Source organism: Vibrio algivorus, from assembly GCF_030161215.1.
Lineage (GTDB): Bacteria > Pseudomonadota > Gammaproteobacteria > Enterobacterales > Vibrionaceae > Vibrio > Vibrio algivorus.
The window spans coordinates 546,404-571,503 of sequence record NZ_BSPV01000009.1 but is presented as its reverse complement, the minus strand read 5'-3'; the positions used below and the strand labels follow the sequence as shown (position 1 = coordinate 571,503).

At 40.6% G+C, this 25,100-nt stretch carries 20 protein-coding genes and 1 pseudogene; 11 read left to right on the top strand and 10 right to left on the bottom strand.

What is annotated here, in order from left to right:
- Positions 1 to 295 precede the first annotated feature (295 nt).
- The 7 genes from nhaA to rsuA form a co-directional block, all read right to left on the bottom strand.
- Positions 296 to 1,465, bottom strand: coding sequence for a Na+/H+ antiporter NhaA (gene nhaA, locus QQJ93_RS14910; protein ID WP_089123061.1), 1,170 nt, complete (start codon positions 1,463 to 1,465; stop codon positions 296 to 298).
- A 220-nt stretch (positions 1,466 to 1,685) separates the two neighbouring features.
- The gene (locus QQJ93_RS14905) at positions 1,686 to 2,810 is read right to left on the bottom strand and encodes a lipocalin-like domain-containing protein (RefSeq protein WP_089123062.1); all 1,125 of its coding nucleotides are present in this window, start codon (positions 2,808 to 2,810) and stop codon (positions 1,686 to 1,688) included.
- The gene (locus QQJ93_RS14900) at positions 2,810 to 5,263 is read right to left on the bottom strand and encodes an ABC transporter permease (protein WP_089123063.1); all 2,454 of its coding nucleotides are present in this window, start codon (positions 5,261 to 5,263) and stop codon (positions 2,810 to 2,812) included. Before QQJ93_RS14900 ends, QQJ93_RS14905 begins: the two co-directional genes overlap by 1 nt.
- On the bottom strand, positions 5,244 to 5,915 hold the full coding sequence (locus tag QQJ93_RS14895; RefSeq protein WP_089123064.1) for an ABC transporter ATP-binding protein: 672 nt from the start codon (positions 5,913 to 5,915) through the stop codon (positions 5,244 to 5,246). The genes QQJ93_RS14900 and QQJ93_RS14895 overlap by 20 nt, the downstream gene beginning before the upstream one ends.
- Before the next feature lie 183 nt (positions 5,916 to 6,098).
- Positions 6,099 to 6,743 (bottom strand): DUF2913 family protein, encoded by a 645-nt coding sequence (locus QQJ93_RS14890; protein ID WP_089123597.1) that lies wholly within the window; start codon positions 6,741 to 6,743, stop codon positions 6,099 to 6,101.
- 30 nt (positions 6,744 to 6,773) lie between these two features.
- The gene (locus QQJ93_RS14885; RefSeq protein WP_089123065.1) at positions 6,774 to 7,964 is read right to left on the bottom strand and encodes a Bcr/CflA family multidrug efflux MFS transporter; all 1,191 of its coding nucleotides are present in this window, start codon (positions 7,962 to 7,964) and stop codon (positions 6,774 to 6,776) included.
- 243 nt (positions 7,965 to 8,207) lie between these two features.
- Complete coding sequence (gene rsuA, locus QQJ93_RS14880) at positions 8,208 to 8,903, bottom strand: 16S rRNA pseudouridine(516) synthase RsuA (protein WP_089123066.1); 696 nt, start codon at positions 8,901 to 8,903, stop codon at positions 8,208 to 8,210.
- 723 nt (positions 8,904 to 9,626) lie between these two features.
- Here rsuA and QQJ93_RS14875 point away from each other — a divergent pair.
- From QQJ93_RS14875 to rplY, 9 genes and pseudogenes are all read left to right on the top strand, one after another.
- Entirely contained in the window at positions 9,627 to 10,883 is a 1,257-nt protein-coding gene (locus QQJ93_RS14875; protein WP_089123067.1) for an outer membrane protein transport protein, read from the top strand.
- 178 nt (positions 10,884 to 11,061) lie between these two features.
- The gene (radD, locus tag QQJ93_RS14870; protein ID WP_089123068.1) at positions 11,062 to 12,852 is read left to right on the top strand and encodes a DNA repair helicase RadD; all 1,791 of its coding nucleotides are present in this window, start codon (positions 11,062 to 11,064) and stop codon (positions 12,850 to 12,852) included.
- A gap of 243 nt (positions 12,853 to 13,095) precedes the next feature.
- Positions 13,096 to 14,109, top strand: coding sequence for a TRAP transporter substrate-binding protein (locus QQJ93_RS14865; RefSeq protein WP_089123069.1), 1,014 nt, complete (start codon positions 13,096 to 13,098; stop codon positions 14,107 to 14,109).
- Between the two features lie 75 nt (positions 14,110 to 14,184).
- Positions 14,185 to 14,736, top strand: a complete 552-nt coding sequence (locus QQJ93_RS14860; protein ID WP_089123070.1) for a TRAP transporter small permease subunit — start codon at positions 14,185 to 14,187, stop codon at positions 14,734 to 14,736.
- Entirely contained in the window at positions 14,729 to 16,051 is a 1,323-nt protein-coding gene (locus QQJ93_RS14855; RefSeq protein WP_089123071.1) for a TRAP transporter large permease, read from the top strand. The genes QQJ93_RS14860 and QQJ93_RS14855 overlap by 8 nt, the downstream gene beginning before the upstream one ends.
- Positions 16,052 to 16,111: 60 nt before the next feature.
- A pseudogene (locus QQJ93_RS14850) lies at positions 16,112 to 16,600 on the top strand (gluconokinase); the annotation flags it as partial.
- A 9-nt stretch (positions 16,601 to 16,609) separates the two neighbouring features.
- Entirely contained in the window at positions 16,610 to 18,109 is a 1,500-nt protein-coding gene (gene gndA, locus QQJ93_RS14845; RefSeq protein ID WP_284186110.1) for an NADP-dependent phosphogluconate dehydrogenase, read from the top strand.
- A gap of 77 nt (positions 18,110 to 18,186) precedes the next feature.
- The gene (gntR, locus tag QQJ93_RS14840; RefSeq protein ID WP_089123073.1) at positions 18,187 to 19,188 is read left to right on the top strand and encodes a gluconate operon transcriptional repressor GntR; all 1,002 of its coding nucleotides are present in this window, start codon (positions 18,187 to 18,189) and stop codon (positions 19,186 to 19,188) included.
- 165 nt (positions 19,189 to 19,353) lie between these two features.
- Complete coding sequence (gene rplY, locus QQJ93_RS14835; protein ID WP_089123074.1) at positions 19,354 to 19,632, top strand: 50S ribosomal protein L25; 279 nt, start codon at positions 19,354 to 19,356, stop codon at positions 19,630 to 19,632.
- 122 nt (positions 19,633 to 19,754) lie between these two features.
- On the opposite strand, the gene QQJ93_RS14830 is transcribed toward rplY, so the two are convergent.
- Both QQJ93_RS14830 and QQJ93_RS14825 read right to left on the bottom strand, forming a co-directional pair.
- A complete protein-coding gene (locus QQJ93_RS14830) occupies positions 19,755 to 20,486 on the bottom strand; it encodes an SDR family oxidoreductase (RefSeq protein WP_089123075.1) in 732 nt (243 codons plus the stop codon).
- A gap of 22 nt (positions 20,487 to 20,508) precedes the next feature.
- A complete protein-coding gene (locus QQJ93_RS14825) occupies positions 20,509 to 20,769 on the bottom strand; it encodes a DUF1289 domain-containing protein (protein ID WP_089123076.1) in 261 nt (86 codons plus the stop codon).
- Positions 20,770 to 21,047: 278 nt separating this feature from the next.
- Here QQJ93_RS14825 and QQJ93_RS14820 point away from each other — a divergent pair, with 278 nt between their 5' ends.
- A complete protein-coding gene (locus QQJ93_RS14820; protein ID WP_089123077.1) occupies positions 21,048 to 21,485 on the top strand; it encodes an META domain-containing protein in 438 nt (145 codons plus the stop codon).
- A 117-nt stretch (positions 21,486 to 21,602) separates the two neighbouring features.
- The gene (locus QQJ93_RS14815) at positions 21,603 to 22,406 is read left to right on the top strand and encodes a hypothetical protein (RefSeq protein ID WP_089123078.1); all 804 of its coding nucleotides are present in this window, start codon (positions 21,603 to 21,605) and stop codon (positions 22,404 to 22,406) included.
- A 65-nt stretch (positions 22,407 to 22,471) separates the two neighbouring features.
- Here QQJ93_RS14815 and metE read toward each other — a convergent pair whose 3' ends face one another.
- The gene (metE, locus tag QQJ93_RS14810) at positions 22,472 to 24,820 is read right to left on the bottom strand and encodes a 5-methyltetrahydropteroyltriglutamate--homocysteine S-methyltransferase (RefSeq protein WP_089123079.1); all 2,349 of its coding nucleotides are present in this window, start codon (positions 24,818 to 24,820) and stop codon (positions 22,472 to 22,474) included.
- Positions 24,821 to 25,100 lie beyond the last annotated feature (280 nt).

Sequence of the window (25,100 nt, the reverse complement as noted above, 5' to 3'; positions counted from 1 at the left end):
AATTCAATGTGTTACAACTAATCTCGATTTTTTTTGAAAAAAGATTGAACCGAATGCAATTAACCCAGTCCTATATTACGTAGCAAGTGGAAATAAGCTGGAAACATGCCTTAGTTTGTTCATCCATCAGTTTTTTACACCTAACTGCAATTTTTTCATATACAACTCCTATATTGTTTTTAGCCCATTTCAAATTGATTTGGGCTTTTTTTTGCCTGCATCGAAGTCACTTCTTATTTTTGTTAAGACGTAAAAAAGGCCACTCCTTGAAGTGGCCTCTTTATCATTGACTCATTTATTTTTCCGTAACCACTTGCTCAGCAGCTTGTTTAGGAAGGAAGCAATGCAATAGCACGTAACCCAAAATGGCTGCGGTAGTTGAGCCGATTAAGATACCAAGACGTGAGTAAGTATCAAAATCTGCAGCTACATTAGTAAAGGCCAGTGACGAAATAAAGATCGACATAGTGAAACCGATACCACACAGTACTGAAACCGCAAAGATCTGCTTAAAGTTAATCCCTGCCGGTAATTGAGCTAAACCAGCTTTTACCGATATCCAGCTAAAGGTGAATACACCTAGAGGTTTACCAACTAATAGACCTAGCGCGATACCCATCGGTACAGTTGATGACAAGCCTGCTAGAGACACACCTGCTAGAGAAATACCTGCATTTGCAAAAGCAAAGAGAGGCAAAATAAGGAAGTTCACATAAGGGTGCAATGCATGCTCTAGTGATTTCAGTGGAGACTTGCCACCTTCTTCACCTTTCAACGGAATAGCAAAGCCGATCAGTACCCCTGCAAGTGTTGCGTGGACACCTGACTTCAAAACGCTCACCCACAAGATGAAACCGACAATCAAGTACCAACGTGTTTTGGTAACATTTTTCATATTCATGTAGAACAAAACAGCGGTCGCAATGAAGCCAACCAGTAAAGCAAGACTTGATAGGTCACTCGAGTAGAATAACGCGATTATCACGACTACACCTAAATCATCAATGATCGCTAAAGCTAATAAGAATACTTTTAAGCTCACAGGAACACGTGGACCTAACAACGCCATGATACCGAGTGCAAAAGCAATATCTGTTGCCGCAGGAATCGCCCATCCACTAGCTGCAACAGGGTCGCTATAGTTAAATGCAAGGTAAATTAAGGCCGGAGCTAGCATACCGCCAATAGCAGCAATCGCGGGGAACATCGCCGTTTCTTTAGAACGTAATGCCCCAACTAATAATTCGCGTTTTACTTCCAAACCAATAAGTAAGAAGAACACCGCCATTAAACCATCATTGATCCAATGAGATGCTGACATTCCCAAAATATATGTATGAAGGGTATCTTGGTATAGAGAACCGTATGATGAGTTGGCTATCAGCATTGCAATAACAGCTGCAATCACGAGAATGATGCCACTTGCTGATTCCATCTTAAAAAAATTAACTACTTTATCGCGCATAAAACCTTTTCCTTAGTCTAGCGTAAGTCATCTGACAAAACATGCATCGATAGTATATGGATAATTAAAACTATAAAAATCGATTGTTTAGATACTAATACTCGGATTTTCCGAATTAATAAAATTTCAAAAAGTCTTTCATATATACAACAAAGTCAACAATATGAATAGCTCACAGTAAATACACTAAAAATCATACAAATAATAAATGTAGATACTCCTAATAACCCGTCAATTGCATAAAGCCAACACCTTTATGGCTTCCTGTCACCTCGATAGGACCTTCCCATGATGGAATCCAAAATGGTAACCATAACTCTTTATTTAGAGACTGAGTAATTAAACTTATTTGATAGTTTGGTAGCTCAATGACCCAACGTAAAGGTAAGAGTCTTCCATTTAGTAATTGTTGCTTTTCAATTGGATAAATTCTCACTTCACTATCTTTAATCTTAATGGTCGAGCCATTCTTACTTGATAGAGAGCCTGAAATGTAGCGAATATTTTGTGGATTGTGATATTGGGTCAAGGACAAAACTCGACCATCAGACAAGTGAAGATTAAAGGTATCCCAACGTAGCGAACGGTTAGCAACAAGATGGTTACCCCACTCTTTATCTAACCAAGCAATACCTGAAACTTTTACTGCTTTACCATTCAGAATCAAACTCCCTTTCGCCTTAATAAAAGGAGCACTGAACGAATAAGACGCAGTAGACATCAGATCATGCGTCTTTTCATAACCCTTATCACCATTTAAAACAAAAGGTCCATAAGCTGCATTTTGTAGTGTGACTTGGAAATCGTCCGTTTTAACATTCAACTGGCTTGCAATAGCAAAGTTATTATTTGAAACCCAACTCCAATCATCGATCCATAGCCTAAATGGATACATCATTACACCAGCTTGCCCAATGCCTCCACGAGCAATACGCTGCTGTGACCATGAATGCTTGGAAGTCGAAACAACGACTTGCGCAGTATAGATTTGTGCATTTTCCCAACCAACGCCTTGATGATCACCATTCGCAACACGATAAACTGTCCACTGCACGCCATAGTCTAGACCATCATCACCTTTTAAGTTGGCTCTGTAGTGCCAAACCTCATTATGAAAGCCACCATGCTCTGCAAAATCTTTACCGTATTTAATGGTGTAATCTGGTAAAACAGGATCATATACTGCTTGATTACCTTCTTTGGATTCCACTTGAATATGAAGGTGGTCAATTTCTTTAGCCACTAACTCTTTGACGAAATTAGGGGCTAACAAGCCAAACAGCAGTAAGAAAGCAAGCGTCATTACAGCGACTTTAAACATCCATTGGTATCGTTTGGTCTTCATTATAATGAGTCCCTCAACAATTTCATTGGTGTCGATTTGACCATGTGCCAAACCGGCCACGCCCCGGCAATAAACAAACTCGAGAGTGACCAAATAAAAGTAGAAATATATTGTTCAGGCAGCAAGGTTATTTGCATAGTCCAACCAAAAGCATTCTTAAGAACAACATCTGCCATTAACTGCGCTACTAAGATACCAAGTGGTAAAGAAATGAAAGCTGTAAATAGTCCTATCGCAAGCAACTGCAACGCTCCTAAAATAACTAACTCCCTACCAGACACACCTAAACAACGTAGTAAAGCAACCTGCTTTTGTCTTGACACTTCTCCAGCAACGGTCGAAACAAATAAGCCAAATACCGCAATGAACAACGTAATTTTCCCTAAAGTCTCCGCAACCTTAAAAGTTTGGTCAAACGCAATCATCGCCTTAGTATGCATAGCGTTATTGTTATATATTCTTTCCGGAGACAAACTATACGTTTTTTCCATACGCTGTATTAAATCACTTGGGGCCGCTTGATCATTTAATACTACCCCTAAAGCCACATCGCCTTCACCTTGGAAGGTATCTGACCATTTACTTTCTGATATAATTACCTGGTTATATGGATTTCCGTAATCATAATAAACCCCTAAAACAGGCCAATTCCCCCCTAAGGGTTCAGGTAGACTGATAATATCGCCAGGGTGAATTTTATGTTTGAGTGACATCGACTCACTAACCATAACACCTCGATCATGATGTAAATGATGCCAAAATTGTGGTACAGCCAATTTCACGGTTAACGATTTACGCTCACCTTCCGTCTCACCTGAACTTACAACCTGAATAGTTTCCGTATTAGCTTGAAGTGATTTCTCCCATCGCCACCAAACACTTTTTACTTCGGGTTGCGTTTCAAGCCAATGGCTAATCCGCGCGGCAGAGGATATTGTCGGAGTAATATACAAGTCGGCAGATAACCTTTGGACCAACCATTTATCTGTAGTTTCCTTAAAACTATTGACCATAGTTACCACACCAATATTGGTTGCTAGCGCCAACATAAATGCCATTGCTGCAACTCCACGATAGCTCATACTGGCAGCCATATCAGCAAAGAACCAACGAACTTTGACCCACGGCATAGTGTAAGAAAAACTGGTAAATAACTTCCATAGACAATACGGCATTACCAAGCCAACACTCACTAACAGTAAAGCAATAAGAGTGAAACCTTCCTTTTGATTACTCGGTGATTGATACAAGGCCACCGCCGCCACTGTACATATACAGGCAACAAAAGCTTGTAAGCTAAACTCACGGCCAGCAAAACGCATTAATGATAAACGAGAAGCGAGCCGAATAGGTTGAGTGCGAACCAATCGAACAAGCGGCCAGAAACAAGACAATAAACAGCCAAAGATAGACATCAATAAGCTATATTGAATCCACTCCCAATCCCACTTAATTGATAGACCAACATCAGCATTATATAAATCACTCAAACTTGCTGAAACCGAAGGCATCAGTCGATTCGCCAAAGCTAATCCAAGCATAGTGCCACTCAACCAACTAATTAAAATCCAAGCCATTATTTCTAACAACAATGCTTTGGTTAACTGCCACCCAGATACACCAGTTAAGCGCAAAATACCGACTAGAGGCTGACGTTGGATAAAAGAAAGTGACATTGCTTGATAGAAAATAAACAAGCCGACAAGGAAAGACAGCATCCCCATTGCGGTCAAATTCATATGAAAAGCTTTGGTAAGAGAGCCTAATTCAACGCGAGTATTACGGTGTAAAGAAATACCATCAGGCAAATAATCACGTAATTTTTCCAACTTAGCCGGTGACATCGCGGCACAAGCAATCATATCAAAGCCTGAACTACGATTAAGCTTTCGAAGTAATGACATGTCAGCCACTAGTCTTGAGCCCGAAATCCTCCCCTGGGTATCCACTTTTATTGGCCCAATTTTTTCACCTGATTTTAAAGTAATAAAATCATTATCAACCACATCTAAGTAATTCGATAATTGAGAGCTGATCAAAATAGGATATGGAGGGCGCATCAATTCAAGCATATCGGAAGAACCGAACTTTTGATTTTGCTGAAATGACAACATTATCACCGGATCAAAACCTACAATATTGAGTTGCATGCCATCTTCAGTAACAACTCGATAAGTATCAAAAGGTGCACATTGGTGAAAACCATTGCGTCTTAGTTGAATATAAAAGCCTTGAGGGATCTTATTACCTGTCAGTTTCGGCTGGATTCGATATGGAAGAGGGTTTGAAAATAGCTTTTCACCATTAGCATAGCTCTGCTTGGCATGGTAGTTAACCGCTAAAACACCGACGAACAAAGATATGCCTAGTGTTAAACCTAGCCATACCAAAAGGATTTGAAATGGGTGGCGACGATAATGGCCAAGTAGTGCTTTAGCTACGGGCCACAACATTCAGCACGCCTCCTTGCAATCGAACACAACCATCAAGATGAGCCGCTACCCTTTCACTGTGTGTCACCAATAATAAGGTGCAATTCATCTTACTCGACAGACTCGTCAATAAACGCATCACTGCTTCGGCATTTTTCTCATCTAGACTACCTGTTGGCTCATCCGCTAATAGGATTGATGGCTCCATATACAATGCACGAGCAATCGCAGCACGCTGTTGTTGCCCACCAGATACTTCTTCAGGGTAACGGCCAAGTAATGGCATTAAATCAAGTGAGGATAATATTTGACGCCAGAGATGTGGATTTTCAGGTAAACCTTTTAATTGGCGGCAAAAGCGGATGTTATCGGCAATATTTAGCGTTGTTAGTAAGTTAAACTGCTGAAAAATAAGTCCAATATTATTACGACGAAAGGCATTTTTTTGTCTATCAGGAGCATCGTGCATCGGAAATTCAGAACAAATGACTTCTCCTGAATCACAAGAGTCTAATCCAGCAATAATATTCAATAATGTACTTTTTCCTGAGCCGCTTTCTCCCATTAAAGCAAGTTGGGCTCCACGGTCTAATGTTAACTCAGCACCTTGTAAAACGGGATTAAATACACCCCCATCAATATAGCCTTTACAAAGATTTTTAAGATAAAGCATTAAACTTGCACCTGCGACCAATAATAAGAAAGGAAATTTACACTAATTAGCTTGCTGTAGGAAGATCTTTACCCTATATGGCTTGAGTTACCACGGTACGTAACACCAACACAGCAAATATCAAACACAAACTCAATAAAGCCATAAACTCTATGTAACCAATTGAGATTAATAATAAAAACATCAATAATTCATTGAGATTTCCGCTAACTTAGGACCAATATTATATGGGTAAACAAGGTATTCACCATGATACTTCACAATTGATTTATAATCGGTTTGCTTATGCAGTAAGAAACCTTGCTCTGTTGCCTCTGTAACAAAAGCTGCGTGATTTCCTCTCACATAAAAACTCATCGGTTTAGTTAATAACTCACCTTCAAAGCAGTCATCGCATTGCTTAGCACATAAAACAAATGAGTTCGGTTGATCTGCAAAAATTTGCGTTTTTTCGGTTAACTCGAATTCATTAACCACTTCCCACCCTTTCGCTTCCATGTGGTCCATAAAAGCTTCAATATCCGAATCTTTTATCGCTTTTGGCTCAGAGTCCGCAGGTAAAAAGTGTTGGTATAATCTTTCAATACGTTCAAACGTTGCGAGAAGCTCACTACCAGCCCCTTTACTACGACTCAGTTTTTGCCAACGAATCAAATCATCTTTCACGCAGCTATCAAACTCTTGACTCTTTATGCTTTTCGTTACCCAACGAGCCAAAAAGTGGGTATTAGTAATCGGCGTATTAGCCAGTTTACCGCTTTGATGTTGCTGCTTTAATTCTAATAAAGCACTGGTCACCACTCGTTGGATCTCTTGTGAATATTGCATACTTTTCTCTAATTCAAAATTTGTATTCATTTAAGCATTTCGACTCAATAACCAATAACAACTTGCCGATAGTACCGCGCATAAGAACATTGCTATCACCATAGGCCATACATAACCACTTGGTAAGAAAGCAATCAATGCACTAATAGCAGCGCCGGTACCAAATCGTAGTGTACCGGCAAGTGAAGAAGCGGTGCCCGCCATTTGAGGATAACTGCTTAGCAGTAACCCCATCGAGTTACTACCAATAATCGAAATGGTACCAACGAACAAAATCACGCAAGGCACAATCGCCCATAAACCGAAGTCTAATAGCCAACTCACCAACAGCGCAACACCGGCAAAAGTTTGGCACCAAAGGCCAAAACGCAGCATCCAATGCGAGCCCATTTTACGAACCACACGGCCATTAAAGCTAGTCATTGCTACCATACCAACAACATTTAGCGCAAACAAATAACCAAAGTATTCTGGTGCTACGCCATAGATATCGATATAGACAAATGAGCCTGCGGTAATAAAAGCAAACATCCCAGCAAACGAAAATGCACCACAAAAAATAAGACCGAAGACCACAGGGTTTGTAATCAATTGAAAGTAATTACGCATAGTGGTTTTAAAGCGTAGAGGTTGTTTATTTTCTGGTGCTAATGTTTCAGGAATTTTAAACAGTACCGCTAATAGAACAAAGAAAGAAACCCCAGCAAGTACTGTAAAAATTGAACGCCAACCAAACCAAACCGCTAGGTGACCACCGATCATGGGAGCCAACAAAGGTGAAATGGTGATAACCAAAGTAATAAAAGACATAGCTCGAGCAAACTCTTCTTTGTCGAACATATCACGAACCACCGCTTGCACGATCACAGCAGCTGCTGCACCAGCAAAACCTTGCGCAAACCGAGTATATAATAAAGCTTCAATACTTGTCGTAGTCGCACAAATAATCGAAGCAATTGCAAAGAACACAATTCCTCCCATTAAAATTGGACGACGACCGTAACTGTCCGCTAAAGGGCCATGTAATAGCTGCCCTAAAGCAAAGCCCGCGGTATAAGCCGTTAATGTCCCCTGCACCATGCCATGATTCACCATAAGATCATTAGCAATAGTAGGCATTGCAGGCAAGTACATATCAATAGCGAATGGGGTTAATAAACCAATCGAACCTAAAATTAGGAATAAAACAAAACTGCTTTTAGGTAAAGAAGATTGCGGCATAGCATGTCCTTTGAGAGGAAAAATAAACAGACCACAAGTTGATACCCGCGGCTTGAGAAATAGGTATACCCAAAGTAATTAAAGTTGCAGTGAGGCGACAAGTGAATGAGGCCTCATGAGTTTCGCTTGTCTAAATGTTTGGGACGAATGAACGACGTCAACAAAGCTGCGGCTTCAAGTACGAAGGGTTTATACCCAAGTAACTTCAAGATGCAGAATTCACTTGAGTATAACGTGATGTTTTTAAATTGAAGCGACTTCTTCAGCTGTTAATGGACGGTATTCACCAGGTTCAAGCGACTCATCCAAAACAATCGTACCAATGGATTCACGGTGTAATTGTTCGACTTTGTTACCTAGAGCGGCAAACATACGTTTTACTTGATGATACTTGCCTTCCGAGATCGTCAACAATAATTCATTTTGAGAAAAATCCACGACTTCCATTTTTGCAGGGAGTGTTAGTCCTTTTTCATTTCTTAGTTGAATACCATCTTGCAGCTGTTGTTCGTAATCATCACCAATCGCATCTTCTAACCATACTCGATAAGTTTTCTCACACTTGTGTTTTGGCGAAGTGATGCGATGCGACCATTGACCATCATCAGTAATTAACACCAAACCTGTTGTGTCAACATCAAGGCGACCTGCAAAATGAAGCTTATCCATATTCACTTCATCTAATAAAGTAAACGCCGTCGGATTATTACTATCTTCATGTGAACAAACAAAGCCATCCGGTTTAAACAGCATAAAGTAACGAGGTCCCGGCATAGGCAAATGGCGCTCTTGCCATTCAACATGAGATTCTTCCCCCACCTTAACTGATGCAACTTTAACCGTGTTCCCATCTACCGTTACTTCACCACGACGCAATAAAATGGTCGCTTCTCGACGGGTTACCCCTAATGTTTCACATAAAAACTTATCTAAACGCATGAATACCTCTAGTCTGACTACCGCTTGTTTAACGAGTCAGCGCATAATGTTGCTATAAATACCAGGGTGGTTAGTCTTTCGTGAGGATTCTTACAGTAAAAGATTCACTATCCCCAACTCCAACGACATTATAGAGACATTTGCTCCATTAGTTGAGCTATTTCACAAAATTGATTCATTACCAAATTAAAGGAAAATATGAAATTTAAAGATCATGTGAAAATATAAAGAAGATTCTTTGAAAACCAGCCTCGATCTGCTCAAATAACAATCAACATGTATTGAGTATATTATTTCTTATCGACTTACTGCCTTACTTAAATAGTTTTGTATCATTTTGTCACAATTAACTTAATACTGCTTTTAAGGGCAATTATCCCCATAAAATAACAAAACATTATTCATGCGACAAATTAAGACCCTAGACCTTAGTCTAAAATGAAATCAAAAAGTTAACTCATAGTTAGACCTTAGTATTAGGCACCATCCCTACCATTATTCGCTTAAAAAATAAACAGCAAAGAAACTATGAAATTATCAATCAGTTACACTGGTCATACCTGATTTATCGAAAGAAATAAGATAAATTGCAAAATTATTAACCTTGTAGCATTTTTTGCAAATTTAAATACCAAATTATCACATTAAGTAATAAAACTATTAACAACACATCGGACCAAATCGATGCGACACAATAAAATAATTAATGTGTAAGGGATGACAATGAAAAAAACACAATATTCGTTATTAGCAATTTCGATTGCTCTTGCCTCTCAAGTTCATGCTGCTGGTTTCCAAGTAGTCGAACACTCTGCCTCTGGCCTAGGCCGTGCATTTTCTGGTGCTGGTGCCGTCGGTGACAACGCAAGTGAAATGTCAGCAAACGCCGCATCAATGATGTTATTTGATAAAAAACAATTTTCTGGTGCTGCGTCTTGGATAGAACCTGAAATTGATGTGAAAAATAACACTTTAGGTGACTCCGCTGATGATGTTGCTCCATCTCATTTTGTACCTGCTCTATATTATGTGAATCCTATCAATGATAAGTGGGCTTGGGGTATTGGTATGTACACCGATTACGGCGTATCAACAGATTATCCTTCTGATTTTTTAGCTGGTGCAGCATCTGGTCACACTTCCTTAACTACTTTTAAATTTAACCCGAATATTGCTTACCGTATCAATGATCAATTTAGTATTGGTGCAGGCTTTGATCTGGTCTATGCAAAAGCTGAGCTAAAGCGAACTGTTGGCGCTCTTGCCCCATCTATTCCTGGAACAACACCTTCAAGTACTTTAATTAAAATGGAAGGTGATACCTTTGGTTATGGTTGGAACGTGGGTGCCTTATATGAAATCAACGAGAACAACCGCTTCTCTGCTTCTTATAAATCAGCTGTAAAACTAAAATTTGAAGATGGTGATTTTACTGATGGGACGGGAGCATTAACAGGGCAGCCAGGGTCAACAAATGATGCAGATTTAGATATTGAGCTTCCTGATATCGTGATCCTATCAGGTTTCCACCAACTAAATAATCAATGGGCTGTTCACTATAGCTGGCAGTGGACGAACTATAGTAAATTCTCTGAATTAACAGCAACAGGTGATGCTTGCATTGTTACATCAGGGACATGTTTTAACAAAAAAGAAGATTATTCAGACAACCAACGTTGGTCAATTGGTACGACTTATCAACCAACAGATAGCTTAATTCTGCGTGCAGGTTTTGCTTATGATGAACAAGCTGGTAAAGCAACGTTAAGTATCCCAGATACTGACCGTTATTGGTACACAGCCGGTATGACTTACTTATGGACTGAAGATTTATCTCTTGATGCTGGTTTTGCTTATATTGATGGCAAGTCAGGTAATTTTTCTGAAGAATTAGTTCAGGGAAATCCAGCAACTACAAATAACTTCAATTCATCAGGCCCAGCTTACATCGGTTCTGTACAGTTAAACTACACATTCTAAGTTTGACTTAAACGCTCTATCAAAAACCCACCCATCGCGGTGGGTTTTCTATTTTCGAATCAATTACAACAAAGCCGAGCCACGAGAAACGAAGTGCCCGAAATTCGAAAAACGTAACTAGCATTTCCCACTCAAGCCGATTATTCTCTCACCTTTATTTATCATCCGTTTATTTATCATGTTCAAACTTCGCCCTTACCAAGCTGACTCTGTAAAAGCCGTTATTCATTACTTTCGTAATAATAGCGATCCTGCCGTCATTGTACTGCCGACAGGCGCAGGAAAAAGCTTAGTAATTGCTGAGCTCGCTCGTCTTGCTAAAGGACGTGTTCTGATGCTAACGCACGTCAAGGAACTCGTTGAACAGAATCATGCTAAATACGAAAGTTACTCTACAGAAGATCGCCCGCTTAAAGGTGGCATTTTCTCAGCGGGTTTAGGTAGGAAAGAATCGGACGAACAAGTCGTATTTGCTTCCGTACAATCGGTAGTACGTAACCTTGATGCTTTTGCCAACCAGTTTTCATTATTAGTCATTGATGAATGTCATCGTGTACCTGACAACCCGAAAAGTAGTTACCGCAAGGTGATTTCACACTTACAATCAATCAACCCTGGCATTAAAGTACTTGGGCTCACCGCGACCCCTTACCGCCTTGGTATGGGGTGGATCTATCAATATCAAGTTCGTGGGAAAACTGGCCAAGTTAAGTCACAAGAACCACGTTTTTTCCGCGATTGTATTTTTGAATTACCGATTCAGTATTTATTGGATGAAGGTTTCTTAACTCCAGCTAGAATGATTGATGCCCCTGTATTGAGCTACGACTTCTCTCATCTAAAACCTGCATTGGCTGGACGCTACAAAGAAGCGGATCTGGATTTAGTAATAGAACAATCTAAACGCGCGACACCACAAATCATTGAACAAATTATTGAACTGGCAAAAGACAAGCAAGGCATTATGATTTTTGCTGCGACGGTTCGGCATGCGCAAGAAATCCTCAGCTTACTACCACCAGTAGAATCAGCGTTAGTGATTGGTGATACTCATCAAAAAGAGCGTGATCGGATCATTAATCAGTTCAAAGCTAAGCAGATTAAATTTTTAGTCAACGTGTCAGTATTAACCACCGGGTTTGATGCTCCTCATGTTGACCTTATTGCAATTTTGCGCCCAACGGAATCCGTCAGCTTATACCAACAAATCATCGGTCGTGGCTTGCGTTTAGCGGAAAATAAAACCGAATGTTTAGTGTTGGACTATGCGGGCAATAATTATGATCTCTACCAACCTGAAATCGGCGAAACCAAACCCGACCCAATGAGTGACGCCGTCACAATTCCTTGCCCTGCTTGCGGCTTCAACAATAGCTTTTGGGGTAAACTCGATAACAATGGCATGTTAATCGAACATTTTGGCCGCCGTTGCCAAGGTTACTTTGAAGTCTTAGACGAAGAAGACAAACCGACAGGTGAGCGAGAACACTGTGACTATCGTTTTAAAGCCAAATTTTGCTCTGAATGTGGTGCGGATAACGACATTGCCGCACGTATATGCCATCAATGTGACGCCACCCTAGTCGACCCAGATAAAAAGTTGCGTGATGCACTAAACCTCAAAGACGCACTCGTGTTCGAATGTAAGGACATGCAGCTCAACGTCCATAAAACTCAAGATGGAAAATCGCAACTTAAAGTCACCTACTCAAGTGAAAGTAATGACGATCAACCTCACGCGTTAGTTCATGAATTCTGGTCATTGACCACCAAAAAGCAAAAGCAAAACTTTGCCGAGCAATTCGTACGTCCTCACCTTGCTGATAGGCACCGTCCATTTGAAGAAAGCTCACCAACCAAAGTGGTCAACCACCAGCATAGATTCCGTTTACCATTGTTTATTATCGCTAGGAAATCCGGTCGATTCTGGAAAGTCCGCGATAAGATATTTTCGGATGAACTGAGTTAATTCACCTTTCAATTGCATCGTTTCCTATTCATGTTCTTAGTGCCACTGATAAACATTAATGTTATTGGTCTCTCTTTTTTGTTAAATCATTCAGCAGATCGTTTTTTGTGATCCAGTTAATAGCGCAAGCCAATAGTTACCGGTAACATTTTCATTACAAGTTACCGGTAACATTATTCTTATAATCGGAACTTATATACCAATACGTAATGCCTCTACATGTGCAATCAAAAGGACGATAAAATGAAACTGACACGCACTTTGCTTACTGTCACCTTAGCTGGAATATTTTCCACCTCTGCTTTAGCCGCTGACTTTAATCTTAAAATTCAATCTTCCGATCCATCGGGCGATAAAAATTTCCAAGTCCAACAAAAATGGGCCAAAAGTGTTGAAACCATGTCAAATGGCCGCATCAAAATATCTCTACTTCCTGTTGGTAGCGTTGTAAAAAATACCGAAACTTTAGATGCTATTCGTCAAGGTATTTTAGATGGCCAATTAACGGCAACGGAATACTTCTCCGGTAAAGATCCTGCTTTTGGTCTAATAGGTAATATGGTCGGTGCTTGGTCAAACACTGGGCAATTACTACAATACATCAACTACGGCGGCGGTTATGAACTAATGACCGAGCTCTATAAGCCTTATGGGGTAAAATTCATCGGCGGTTCGACGACTGGCGTTGAGTCTCTGGTATCCAAAGTACCTCTTGATGGTGTCGCAGACTTAAAAGGGTTAAAAATTCGCGCACCGGAAGGTTTAGTTCAACAAGTTTTCGCCGCTGCGGGTGCAACACCAGTTAACTTACCTGGTTCTGAAGTTTTTACAGGCTTAAGTAAAGGCGTGATTGATGCCGCTGACTACACAGTATTTTCAACTAACCAAAAAGCCGGCATGAATGATATTGCCACCCACCCAGTTCAACCGGGCTTCCATTCTCTACCATTAATTGATGTCTCAATTAGTCAAAAGAAATGGGATAAAATGACACCGGATCTACAAGAAATCCTGACTGTATCGGTACGTGATTTTGCCAACGATATGACAACCGAACTTCGTATTGCCGACCAGGCTGCGGTAGCAAAAGCGGAACAAGATCCAAATATCACCATTCATAACTGGTCTGCCGAAGAACGTAAAAAGTTCCGCGCAATAGCCAAAACACAATGGAAAGTATTTGCAGAACGTTCTCCAAATGCTCAAAAAGTCTATGACTCTGTGACCAAATATCTAGAAGAAAACGGCTTACTGTAGTTTTCAACGGTTACTCCAGAGGGCGACACTCTTCGTCCTCATTATTCCCTTTCGTTTGCTTAAATAGGTTGTGTTATGAAGGATATCCCAACGCCTCCAGAGGCTGAAGATGCGCCTAAAAATCGTCTTGATGCTTGGATAATTAAAGTCAGCCATGCGCTTAGTCTACTTTTCATTTTGACCGTGTTTATTTCTTTCTATGAAGTATTAATGCGCTATGTGTTTGATGCCCCGACTACTTGGGTACACGAAACCGCTTCTTTTGTTGGCGGCAGCTTATTTGTGATCGGCGGTATCTATGCATTTGCAACCGATAAACACGTAAGAGTGGTATTGATCTACGACGCTGTATCAGCCCAAACGCGTCGTGTATTGAATATGGTGCACCATATTGTCGGCCTGGCTTTCTCTTTAATGATGGCATGGGCTTCCTACATCATGACAACAACCGCTTGGTATACCCCTTGGGGAGAATTTCGCCTTGAGACCTCAGGTTCTTATTTCAATCCGCCTTATCCAGCGTTATTAAAGGCACTGATTTTCGTTATTTTTTGCATTTTATCGCTGCAATTTATTCTTCATATAATTCATGAAATCAAAGCATTAAGGAGCGGTAAAGATGTTTGATTTGTCTGCTATTGGAATTGGTTACGCCAGCCTACTCATGTTGGTGATGATGATCGGTTTATTACTAACCGGTATGCAGCTGGCTTTTGTCACAGGCTTTGTTGCCTTATTCTTCACTTTAGGTTGGTTTGGTGTCGATGCGCTGCCCCTTATCTCTAGTCGTATGTTTAGCTTTGTTGATGGCTATATATTCCTCGCGGTACCTATGTTTGTTTTAATGGCAGCCCTACTTGATCGTTCTGGTATTGCGCGTGATTTATTTGATGCAATGAAATCGGTTGGACGTAATGTTCGAGGTGGTGTTGCCGTGCAAACGTTACTAGTTGCAGTGCTACTTGCTTCAATGTCTGGCGTGATTGGTGGTGAAACCGTATTACTTGGTATTCTTGCGTTACCACAAATGCTTCGCTTGGGTTATGACCGAAAACTGGCGATTGGTACGACTTGTGCAGGCGGTGCGTTAGGTACTATGTTGCCGCCAAGTATTGTGTTGATCATTTATGGCCTTACCGCCAGTGTTTCCATTGGCGATTTATTCAAAGCTTCTTTTGTTCCAGCTCTAATTCTTGCGTTGTTATACATCGCTTATGTGCTAATTCGCAGCTTTTTAAATCCAAGTCTAGCGCCGCTGCCTACCAAAGAAGAGTTGGCAGAAGATGCGTTAAATCGCCCAAGTTATTTTAAAGCACTGTTTTTCCCTATTTTATCAGTTGCTGTTGTGCTGGGGAGTATTTACACCGGCATTGCCTCAGTTACCGAAGCATCGGCTTTAGGTGTAGTCGGCATAATGGTGAGCGCGATTATTCGTCGAGAAATGAACTGGAACATGCTTAAAGAAAGCGCCATCGCAACCATGCGCACCTGCGGCATGATTATTTGGATTGGTATTGGCGCAACCGCTTTGGTGGGTGTTTACAACCTAATGGGTGGCATCGACTTTGTCGAACAAACCATTCTCGCTTTAAGTGGTGGTCACGCCATGGGAACACTACTTATCATGATGGTGATCTTACTGGTTTTAGGCATGTTCTTAGACTGGGTTGGTGTTGCCTTACTTACTATGCCAATCTTTGTGCCAATTATCATCAACCTTGGTTTTGATCCTATTTGGTTTGGTGTGGTGTTCTGTATGAATATGCAAGTTTCTTTCCTATCACCACCATTCGGACCTGCTGCATTTTACCTAAAATCGGTGGCACCAAAAGACATTAGCCTAGGTGAAATATTCTCATCATTGCTGCCTTTTATTGGCTTGCAAATTGTGGCTTTGGCATTGGTCATTATCTTCCCTCAACTCGCCCTATGGTGGCAGTAATAAATCAATCACAATTATCATGCTGGCCTTAGTGTTCTAGGGCCTAGCTAAGGCAGTATTATGAACAATAAAAAGATAGTAGTGATGGGCGTTTCCGGTTGTGGGAAAAGCCATATTGGTCACTTACTTGCACAAAGCTTAAATTACTCTTTTTTCGACGGTGATGATTTTCACCCACAAAGTAATGTCGATAAAATGCGCCAAGGGATCCCATTAACGGATGAAGATCGTGTTGATTGGTTACATACACTGAATCAACTACTCATCGATAATGAGTCGGCTGTGATTGCTTGTTCCGCATTAAAACCGGAATACAGAGATATTCTGCGTATTAACAATGAAGACCTTACCTTTATTTACTTACAAGGTGAATTTGACACGATTTGGCAACGTCATCAAAAAAGGGACAACCATTGGTTTAATGGAAAATCGATGTTAGAAAGTCAGTTCGATACTCTCGTTGAACCTATGCCTAATGAAGCGATATTCATAGATATAACCCCCCCCGTTGAAACGGTATTGCACAATATTCAACAAAAACTAAAACAAGGAATACTTATGTCCAATTCACCTTCTTCAAATCATAGTCATATCGCCATGATCGGTCTGGGTGTAATGGGAAAAAGCCTGACCTTAAACTTGCTTGATAATCAATTCAATGTCGCCGGTTTTGATATCAATGAACAACACTTATCCGCAACATCTCAAGAAGCTCAACAGCTCAATAAGGGCTCTTTTTTACCATGTAATTCATTAACTGAATTGCTAAATTCTCTTAAATCACCTCGTGTGGTAGCCCTCTCTATTCCAGCAGGTAATATCGTAGAACAAGTTATTGATGATTTACTAAAATCAGGGTTAGAACCTCAAGACATTGTTATTGATACTGGCAATAGCTTGTGGACCGACACCATTGCGCGTGAAGCAAAATATCAAGGAAAATTGCAATTTTTCAGTACCGCCGTTTCAGGTGGTGAGCAAGGTGCACGTTTAGGTCCGGCATTAATGGCAAGCGGTTCAGAAAAAGCCTGGCAATCCATTAAACCAATGTGGAATGCCATTGCAGCAAAAGTCGATTCAAATGGTCTTCCCGTACCACCACTTCATGATGGTGAGCCGTGTGCAACTTATACTGGCCCTAGTGGTTCCGGTCACTTCGTTAAAATGGTGCACAATGGGATTGAATACGCAGATATGCAACTCATCTGTGAGGTGTACCATTATTTACGTAGCGCACTTCAGCTTCCACCGAGCCAGATCGGTGATATATTCACCCAGTGGAATAAAGGGATACTGAACAGCTATTTGATTGAAATTACGGCGGATATTTTAAAACAACAGGATTTTTTAACTGAACATCCACTCGTTGATATGATCCTAGATAAAGCCGGACAAAAAGGCACGGGAACATGGACGGCGATTAATAGCTTAGAAATTGGTTGTCCTACACCCACAATTACTCAGTCGGTTTATGCTCGCTCATTAAGTAGCTTAAAATCACGACGCCTAATTGGCGCTCAATGTTTAAAAGCTAAAGTACAACCCGTCGATAAAACAAACCCATCCGCGATAATCAATGAGCTTCATGATGCATTATATTGCGCAAAACTATGTGCCTATGCCCAAGGGTTTGATTTGATGAAAGCAACGTCAGAGCAACAAAACTGGCAACTCAACTTTGTTGATATAGCTAAAGGCTGGCGAGCAGGGTGTATTATCAGAGCAACCTTTTTACAAGACATCGCCAATGCCTATCAACAAACACCAAAGTTAGACAATTTATTGTTCGCAGATCACTTTGCTCATCAAGTAGAAAATCGACAATTAAGTTGGCGAAAAACCGTGTCAAACTCCAGTTTACATGGTATTCCAATGCCAGGGATAAGCTCTGCATTAAACTATTTTGATTCGATGAACTGCGAGACGCTACCGGCCAATTTACTGCAAGCGCAACGAGACTTTTTTGGGTCGCATACCTACTCTCGAATTGATCAACCTGAATCCAATAAATACCATGTAGAATGGGGTAAATCTCCAAGAATTGAAGTAAAACGTTAAATTTTGATATCGTGTGAAAGAGCCCCCCTTTTTCACACGATATATCACTGACTAGATTTGAAGTAATCGAGAATTCTATGGCACCGAAAAATAAGAGGCCAACACTCCAAGATATTGCCAACCTTGTTGGTGTAACCAAAATGACGGTAAGCCGCTGCTTACGAGATCCTAACAACGTCTCTGATGCATTGCGTGAAAAAATAAAACTGGCGGTAGACGAACTTGGCTACATACCAAACCGCGCCCCCGATATTCTTTCTAATGCTAAGAGTCATTCAATTGGCGTTTTAGTTCCTTCACTAACTAACCAAGTATTTGCGGAAATCATTCGCGGTATCGAAAGCATCACAGAACCGGCAGGTTATCAGTTAATGTTGGCTCACTATAGCTACAGTGAACAACAAGAAGAAAAAAGTATCGAAATGCTGCTTTCTTATAATGTTGACGCCTTAATACTATCGGAGAATCATCATAGCGAACGTACTAAAAAAATGCTGAAAACTGCCGGCATACCGGTCATTGAGATCATGGATACGGTATCGCCCTCAATTGAGCAAGCTATTGGGTTCGATAATCATACAGCAGCAAAAGCAATGACCAAGGCCATGATTGAAAAAGGCCACGACCATATTGTTTATTTTGCTGCACGATTAGACGTCCGAACAAAGTTAAAATTAGCCGGTTATGAAGAAGCGATGCGTGAACATGGTTTAACACCGATAAGCCTGCAAACGACCCACGCCTCTTCTTTCACTTTAGGTGCAGACCTTCTACACAAAATGCGGCAAGAGTATCCCCAAGCAAATGGGATATTTTGCACCAATGATGATTTAGCGGTTGGGGCTATTTATGAATGCCAACGTCTTGGTATTCGTGTCCCTCAAGATATTGGTATCGCTGGGTTCCATGGACATGATCTGTCCAACATTATAGTACCTAGGTTAGCGACAGTGATTACGCCTCGAGAACAAATGGGCATCATATCTGCTGAGCAAATACTGCTTCGATTAGCGGGGCACCCGGTAACTAAGCCCATCATTGATTTGGGTTTTAATATCGAGTTACGAGATAGCGTATAAATCTACACTCATTCAACGGATTTTTATTGCTGAATATCTTGTTGAATGGTAGTATCCGCGCTCGTTTCAATGCTTAATAATTTTATCAAGCTTGAAACAACGCTTAATCACTAGGTCGCTACGTGATTAAACATCTTTTAATTTACTAATTTGAGAGTAAATACTATGAAATTTGAAGCAGTAGTACGTACTGAACTAGGTAAGGGTGCGAGCCGCCGCCTACGTCACGCTGGCCAATTCCCAGCAATCGTTTACGGTGGAGAAGCAGCACCTGTTTCTATCGCTCTAAACCACGATGAAGTTATCAACCAAATGGACAAGCCTGAGTTCTACGAAGGCATCACTCTAGTAGTTGATGGCAAAGAACTTAAAGTTAAACCGCAAGACGTTCAACGTCACGCGTTTAAGCCAAAAGTTGAGCACATGGACTTCATCCGCGTTTAAGACCTACCAGTCTTTGATTCGATGAATCCACCTTTTGCATACCATTGAATTCGAATTTACCACTCGAAAATCAATAAAAATTAGAAAGCCCGATTGCTACCAACTTTCGGGCTTTCGCCTTTTTATAACCCACCTGCGATATCAATAAAGCTTCCAGTCACAAACGATGCTTCATCAGATAACAACCAAGCAATAGATTGTGCAACTTCTTCTGCTGTACCACCACGCTGTAATGGAATTTTGCTAGCAAGACGATTTACTCGATTTGGCTCTCCACCATCTTTGTGCATCTCTGTATAAATACAACCCGGTCGGACACTATTAACCCGAATCCCTCTAGTGGCAACTTCAAGAGACAGTCCTTTAGTTAAACTGTCCATCGCTCCTTTTGAAGCGGCATAATCAACATACTCATTCGGAGCGCCTGTTCTGGATGCAGCAGAAGACACATTCACAATGGCTCCAGACTCCGGCATATTCTTAAGCGCTTCTTTACAACATAAAAAGCAGCCAATGACGTTAGTTTGTAATACTCGCTCAAAGCGCTCAACACTAATGTCAGATAATTTTGATTGAGTAAAAAGAATACCCGCGTTATTCACCAAATGAGTCACATGGCCAAAAGTATTCGCTATCAAATCAAACATCGCTGTCACCTGTTCTTCTACAGCGACATCAGCTTGAACCGCTAAAGCTTCGCCACCTTGTGCTTGAATTTCGGAAACAATCCTTTCAGCACTAATACGATCCTTACGGTAATTGACACATACCAAGTAACCTTGTTGACCTAACAATATTGAAGTTGCGGCACCAATACCTCGGCCCCCACCTGTTACTAATACAACTTTATCCATACATTCCTTGTAAATCATCTTGTCAAAATAAGTTACCTTGAGGCGGTAAATCTTCTTCATTATCGACTTGGGTAACTGGAATAACATTACGTTGGGCTAAGCGTTTACGATAGTAGCGCTGCTTGCATAATTTAATGATATGTCTTTGCTGAGCGGGAGTGAAATTAAGCCAGTTAAAACGCTCTTCACGCTTTCTCATACAGCCTTGACAATATCCTTTTTCATCGACGGTACAAACGCCAACACACGGGCTCGGCACTGAAAAAAACTCTAATTGTTCCATGTGCCCTCCTTCATATTCCTAAATACATTGGCAATTGTATGTGACGTTGCATTCTTTTTATAAATTAATCAGTTCGTCAATATACCCAAGTAATCTCAAAATACATGATTCAAAACTATCATCCAAGTCTTTAGAACAAGCAAGATTTTTAAGAAATGTAATACCTTTCAAGCAAATATAATGCTCCGCTAACAATAATTTGCTAATCTACAGAAATATAAATGCTTTAATTAACCTTATTGATGTAAAGCATAGTCTACCTATATGGAGAGAGACCAATGAAAAAGCTGATCACAGTATTAAGTGTTCCTGTATTACTGGCCGCTTGTTCTTCAACCGATAAAGCTGATTTTGTAACCCCTGCCGACCTACAGCATCATCGTTGGGTATTAACAGAAGTTGATGGCAAAGAAATACCAGAAGCCCATAATGATAGTAGGCCTGATCTTGAAATCGGTGAAGCGATGAATTCCCACGGTAATGCAGGCTGTAATGGTTTCCATGGACAAGCTGAAATCAACCCAAAAACAGGTGAATTCCGTATTGAAAAAATGGCGATGACAATGAAAATGTGTCAAGGCGAAGCGATGAATATTGAACGTGCCGTTGCAAGCACATTATCAGCGTGGAGCAAAATTGATCTGGGCAAAGAAACTATGACCCTTTCTAATGACCAGCACAAGCTGACTTACACTCTGAAAGATTGGGTATATTGATCCCATCTAAGCTTTATACCCAAGTGACTTGGGTATATTTATTTAAAATTAGTCGAACTTCATGCAGAGCCGTTGTAGCATAACTAATTAGTGGAATAGGTAGAATGGAGTTCGACTGTGTTTAAATATTGTTTGGGGATTTTATTATCATCACTGCCCTTTCTTTCTCAAGCATGCCAAATCACTCAATCAACAATTGGTAATGAATATTTAGTCTCGGAAGACTGCGACCTACAGCCATATAACTCAACTAACTTAGATAACATCACCCCTTCAACACAATATTTTGTTCAATACCTTTTTGCTTCCAGCTTCCAGTCTTACCTTAATATAAAAGGTGAAATACAAAGCAAGCTTGATTATCCCATTGCCGCCCAACCATATAATTATGGGTATCGTATGATGGTTGGTCCGGTATCACTTGAAAACGCACAGCTCGCCTTATCTGAATTAAACCGCCGCGGCTATCGCGATGCATTACTCAAGTTTTATACCAAATCACAAACTTCTGACACGATTTCTTTTTCTTCATCTGATGAGGGTAATGATGAAAAACTAGAACAAACTGAGACTATAGTCATGCCTTATATGTTGCCGGTATTTTCTATCGGCGGCTCGACGGCACTACTGCCTATTTATGATGACAACTACCAAGGCAAAACCACTCGGTATAACAAAACCTATATTGGGAGCTTTACCTTTACCCAAGCCCAAGCAGTATGCCGAGAATCTAATAGTAAGATTGCCAGTGCTCGTGATTACAATTATATGTTGTCGAATATGGAATTTATGATGAAGTATGCCGTGAAATCGCAGTTTTGGTTAGATCCAAATAGAACGGTCACACGTATTCAAAACCAAATTACTACTCGAGATCATGACCCGAGTGACTATTTCAATGTCATTTGCGTTACCCAATAAAAAACCAGCACGCGGCTGGTTTTATTCTTGTTGCAACTGATGTTTTGAAGTTACTTGACTATAACTTAAGCTTGAAAACGCTTACGTAACGTTTTCGCAGCTTCCACCATATTGTGCAATGAGGCTTCCGTTTCAGCCCAATTACGAGTCTTTAGACCACAATCCGGGTTAACCCACAAACGCTCCACTGGAATTTTCTTAGACGCAGTTTCAAGTAGTCCAATAATCCACTCTTGCGTCGGAATGTTTGGTGAGTGAATGTCATACACACCCGGTCCAATTTCATTTGGGTAATTAAACTCTTCGAATGCTTTTAATAATTCCATATTGGAGCGCGAAGTTTCAATCGTGATAACATCTGCATCGAGCGCGGCTACCGAATCAATGATCTCGTTAAATTCGCTATAACACATGTGAGTATGGATCTGAGTTTCAGGCTTCGCACTGGCTGCCGATAACTTAAACGCGTCCACCGCCCATTCTAAATACGCTTTATGGTCACGTTTTTTCAATGGTAACCCTTCACGAATAGCTGGTTCATCAATTTGAATAATATTAATGCCAGCATTTTGTAAATCATCCACTTCATCACGTAATGCAAACGCAAGCTGCTGAGCGATTTGTTTACGCGTAATGTCTTCACGTGGGAAGGTCCAACATAATATTGTCACCGGCCCAGTTAACATGCCTTTCATCTGCTTTGAAGTTAGCGATTGTGCATACACCGACCAATCTACCGTCATCGGCTTTTCACGTTCAATATCTGCCACCACAATCGCAGGTTTCACACAACGCGATCCATAACTTTGCACCCAACCAAAACGAGTTACCTGAAAGCCAGATAAGTTTTCAGCAAAATATTCCACCATGTCATTACGTTCCGCTTCACCATGTACAAGAACGTCTAAATCAAGAGCTTCCTGACGCTTCACAGCATCTTGAATATGACCTTTTAATGCTTGCTCATAATCTGCTTCACTTAGCTTACCCGTGCGGAATGCACTACGCTGTTGACGAATTTCTGCAGTTTGAGGAAATGAACCAATCGTCGTGGTCGGCAATAAAGGTAAACCTAATACTTCCGCTTGATGATGTGCTCTTTCTGAATAAACGGCACTGCGTTCAACAAGCGCTTGAGTTAATGAGTTTAGTCGCTGCTGTACTTGAGGTTTATTTACATGTTCGGCACTTAAACGGGCTTTAATTGGTTCGCTATAACTAGAACATGCTGCAACCGCATGACTATTACCATCTAGTGCTGCACCTAATAAGCTCACTTCATTGAGTTTTTGTTTCGCGAACGCAAACCAACTTTTCACTTCTTCTGATAATTCAATTTCAAGTTCTAAATCAATTGGGCTATGCAATAAAGAGCATGAACTTGCTACCCACAGCTTATCACCGCGCTGAGCTTTGACTGGCTGTAATTTTGTCAGCCAAGATTCAAGATCTGCACGCCAAACGTTGCGGCCATTAATAACCCCAACTGATAGTACCCAATCTTGTGGGATCACGTTATTAACCGCTTCAAGTTGCTCTGGTGAGGCCGATAAATCAATGTGCAAACCATCAACAGGTAGCTCAACAATTTTCGCCAAATTATCTTCCACTGAATCAAAGTAGGTAGTCAGTAATAGCTTCACTTCGCCTTGTAGGATTTGATACGCCAGTTTGAACGCACTAGACCATTTGTCTTCTAATTCTAGACTTAAAATAGGCTCATCAATTTGTACCCATTCAACGCCGAGCGCTTTTAATTTTGAAAGAATTGCTTGATAAGCAGGAAGAATTCGAGCTAATAGGTATAAACGGTTAAAGCCATTTTCAACTTCTTCTTCATTCACTTCTTTACCTAAATACAAGTAACTAAGTGGGCCTAATAAAACCGGTTTCACATTATGTCCAGCTTGAATAGCTTGGTTCACTTCATCAAATAATTGTGGCCAACTCACTTGGAAGTTATCGTCTTGACTGAATTCCGGCACAATGTAGTGATAGTTAGTATTAAACCATTTGGTCATATCGGATGCTGCTGCGCCTGCACTCTCTTCATGAGAAGACCCACAACCACAACTTGAAGCTTCGCTATTAGCCGATTGACCACGCGCCACTTTAAATAAGGTATCCAAATCTGGGAATCCACCATTTGAATGCCTTGCTGGCACGTGCCCAAGAAGAAGACTCGTTGTCAGTACATGGTCATACCAAGCAAAATCACCTGCCGCTACATAACTTAAACCGCTAGCAGTTTGGTCATTCCAATGACGTTGACGCAACTCGTTGCCTACTGCTTTTAATGTATTTTGATCAATTTCACCTTTCCAGTACTGCTCTTGAGCAAATTTCAGCTCACGTTTCTCACCAATACGTGGGTAGCCTAAAATATGAGTAATGGTTTTATTTTGTGTTGTCATACTTTCCCTGCCTTATGATTTTTTAAGCGCGTAATTCAAATTGTTGTAGTAAAGCATTATCACTACATTTATCTGTCTAGATGGCTAAATCATCAACCTTTGCAGTAACATGAGCAATGTCTATTCATTCACAATCATTATGAATTAATTTCAACTTATAACAAAAAGTAGCCATCTAGACGTTTACAATCACAAAATAAAGGAGTAGTTTTATTAGTAATTTTATACCCAAGTGACTTCAAGATGCAGAATTCAGAGCTATCATCCAAGTTCTTAGACG

Bases quoted from the DNA above. Each gene is read 5' to 3' on its own strand.
- QQJ93_RS14900 (WP_089123063.1), bottom strand. From the start codon at position 5,263: ATGTTGTGGCCCGTAGCTAAAGCACTACTTGGCCATTATCGTCGCCAC.
- nhaA (WP_089123061.1), bottom strand. From the start codon at position 1,465: ATGCGCGATAAAGTAGTTAATTTTTTTAAGATGGAATCAGCAAGTGGC.
- QQJ93_RS14905 (WP_089123062.1), bottom strand. From the start codon at position 2,810: ATGAAGACCAAACGATACCAATGGATGTTTAAAGTCGCTGTAATGACG.
- QQJ93_RS14830 (WP_089123075.1), bottom strand. From the start codon at position 20,486: ATGGATAAAGTTGTATTAGTAACAGGTGGGGGCCGAGGTATTGGTGCC.
- QQJ93_RS14860 (WP_089123070.1), top strand. From the start codon at position 14,185: ATGAAGGATATCCCAACGCCTCCAGAGGCTGAAGATGCGCCTAAAAAT.
- QQJ93_RS14820 (WP_089123077.1), top strand. From the start codon at position 21,048: ATGAAAAAGCTGATCACAGTATTAAGTGTTCCTGTATTACTGGCCGCT.
- radD (WP_089123068.1), top strand. From the start codon at position 11,062: ATGTTCAAACTTCGCCCTTACCAAGCTGACTCTGTAAAAGCCGTTATT.
- rplY (WP_089123074.1), top strand. From the start codon at position 19,354: ATGAAATTTGAAGCAGTAGTACGTACTGAACTAGGTAAGGGTGCGAGC.
- gndA (WP_284186110.1), top strand. From the start codon at position 16,610: ATGTCCAATTCACCTTCTTCAAATCATAGTCATATCGCCATGATCGGT.
- QQJ93_RS14865 (WP_089123069.1), top strand. From the start codon at position 13,096: ATGAAACTGACACGCACTTTGCTTACTGTCACCTTAGCTGGAATATTT.
- QQJ93_RS14890 (WP_089123597.1), bottom strand. From the start codon at position 6,743: ATGCAATATTCACAAGAGATCCAACGAGTGGTGACCAGTGCTTTATTA.
- QQJ93_RS14885 (WP_089123065.1), bottom strand. From the start codon at position 7,964: ATGCCGCAATCTTCTTTACCTAAAAGCAGTTTTGTTTTATTCCTAATT.
- QQJ93_RS14855 (WP_089123071.1), top strand. From the start codon at position 14,729: ATGTTTGATTTGTCTGCTATTGGAATTGGTTACGCCAGCCTACTCATG.
- QQJ93_RS14895 (WP_089123064.1), bottom strand. From the start codon at position 5,915: ATGCTTTATCTTAAAAATCTTTGTAAAGGCTATATTGATGGGGGTGTA.
- metE (WP_089123079.1), bottom strand. From the start codon at position 24,820: ATGACAACACAAAATAAAACCATTACTCATATTTTAGGCTACCCACGT.
- QQJ93_RS14875 (WP_089123067.1), top strand. From the start codon at position 9,627: ATGAAAAAAACACAATATTCGTTATTAGCAATTTCGATTGCTCTTGCC.
- gntR (WP_089123073.1), top strand. From the start codon at position 18,187: ATGGCACCGAAAAATAAGAGGCCAACACTCCAAGATATTGCCAACCTT.
- QQJ93_RS14825 (WP_089123076.1), bottom strand. From the start codon at position 20,769: ATGGAACAATTAGAGTTTTTTTCAGTGCCGAGCCCGTGTGTTGGCGTT.
- rsuA (WP_089123066.1), bottom strand. From the start codon at position 8,903: ATGCGTTTAGATAAGTTTTTATGTGAAACATTAGGGGTAACCCGTCGA.